The organism is Bergeriella denitrificans NBRC 102155 (genome assembly GCF_001592185.1).
Lineage (GTDB): Bacteria > Pseudomonadota > Gammaproteobacteria > Burkholderiales > Neisseriaceae > Neisseria > Neisseria denitrificans.
This window is the reverse complement of sequence record NZ_BCWL01000286.1, coordinates 1-1950: the sequence shown is the minus strand read 5'-3', so window position 1 is coordinate 1950 and position 1950 is coordinate 1. Positions and strand designations below refer to the sequence as shown.

Sequence of the window (1950 nt, the reverse complement as noted above, 5' to 3'; positions counted from 1 at the left end):
TAAAAAATGTGAATGGCCGCAGGTATAGCCGAAGAGTAATTTCTACTACGGCGTTAGCCCGCCTTGCAGCATAATTGACTTATCGGCTATGGCAGAGCTGCTGTTTTCAGACGGCCTTTTCGCGTACCGCCAGTTTTTTGAAAGAATTCTATGACCGAACCCGCCCGTTTCAACACCGACGGCCCCAAAATCGGCCTGAGTGTCCGCCTGGCCGAAACCCCCGCAGAAATCGAAGCCGCGCAGCGCCTGCGTTACCGCGTATTCGCCGAAGAGCTCGGTGCCGACATCAAAAGCGAAGACGGCAGAGACACCGACCGCTACGATGCCCACTGCAACCACCTGCTCGCATTCGACGAAGCCACCGGCGAAATCGTCGGCTGCTACCGCCTGCTGACCGCAGAGGGCGCAGCAAAAGTCGGCTCGTGGTACAGCGCAAGCGAATTCGACCTGTCGCCGCTGGCCGGCATCCTGCCGCAAACCGTCGAGCTCGGCCGCGCCTGCATCCACCCCGATTACCGCCACGGCGGCCTGATTATGCTCTTGTGGACCGGCCTGATGAAATTCATGAAAACGCAAAACCTGCGCTTCATGATCGGCTGCGGCAGCATCAGCACCGCCGACGGCGGCCACGAAGCGGCTGGCCTGTACCATCTGTTGAAACAAAAATACCTCGCCCCCGAGCCTTGGCGCGTGACCCCGCTCAACCCCATGAAATGGGACACGCTCACGCCCGCCGAAAAGCCCGAATGCCCGCCCCTGATTAAAGGCTACCTCAAAGCAGGCGCCTGGTTTTGCGGCGAACCCTGCGTGGACGAAGCCTTCAACTGCGCCGACATCCTGATTATGATGGACGTTACCCAGCTCAACGACCGCTACCTGCAACGCTTCGCACCGGATTTATAATCTCCGAAAGCCCGAAAGGCCGTCTGAAATTCTAACTTATTTTTTCAGACGGCCTTTCCGCTTGATTTTGCTGCGTTGTGTAGAGCAATTCCTAAAATCGAATTGCGTAGCGAATGACGGCAGAGCGGTTTGCAAAGAAGTTTTAGAACTTTGCAAAGGTCTCGGCCTGCCCATTTTGATTGTTTGAATTTCACCCTATCTTCCCGTACCCATTCACAATACACACACCGCCCGAACGCACCCACCATGACCACCATCCGCCTGACCTTCCGCCTGCTCGGCCTGGCCGCCTGCATCCTCTACGGCATGGCCGAAATGTTTTTCCTGTTTCCCTTTTACAGCCAAGCCCGCAAACTGCGCGCCATACAGATTTGGTCGCGCCGCGTACTCGCCTCCTGCGGCATGACACTCAAAGTGTACGGCACACCGCCCGAGCGGCGCGGCCAAATGCTGATTTGCAACCACATCTCCTGGCTCGACATCATGGCCGTTAACGCCGCCTTCCCCAACCGCTTCGTCGCCAAAGACGACGTTGCCAAATGGCCGTTGGTCGGCTACCTCGCCACCCAAGCCCAAACCGTGTACGTCGCCCGCAACAAAGGCACGGCGGGCAACAGTGACAAGCTGCGCACCGTCACCGACGCCCTGAAAAACGGCGATACCGTCACCCTGTTTCCCGAAGGCACCAGCTCCGAAGGCCGCAGCATCCTGCCCTTCAAAACCAGCTTCTTCCAAGCTGCCTTCGAAGCCCGCGTCCCCTTCGTGCCCACACTCTGCCGCTACCCAAATCCCGACGGCAGCAGCCCCAACCCCGCCGCCGCCTACTACGGCGACATCAGCCTGTGGCAGTCGATGAAGATGATTTGCAGCCAAAAAAGCAGCATCGCCGAGCTGCACTTTTTAGAACCGGTCTTCCCCGAAGGCGACCGCCAGCAATGCGCCAAACAAGTACACGAGCTGCTGGCCGCCAAGCAGCGGGAATTGGGCTAAAGCAACGGTTTACAATAAAAAAGCCGTCTGAAAACAGGTGTTTTCAGACGGCTTTTT

General features: G+C 57.7%; 2 protein-coding genes. Both read left to right on the top strand.

The genetic code is table 11. The features are described from left to right. Window positions 1-150: 150 nt before the first annotated feature. Complete coding sequence (locus tag BDE01S_RS10245; protein WP_066081194.1) at window positions 151-903, top strand: GNAT family N-acetyltransferase; 753 nt, start codon at window positions 151-153, stop codon at window positions 901-903. A gap of 246 nt (window positions 904-1149) precedes the next feature. Beyond that, window positions 1150-1893: a lysophospholipid acyltransferase family protein gene (locus BDE01S_RS10240; protein WP_066081192.1), complete on the top strand. Its 744-nt coding sequence runs from the start codon at window positions 1150-1152 to the stop codon at window positions 1891-1893. Window positions 1894-1950 lie beyond the last annotated feature (57 nt).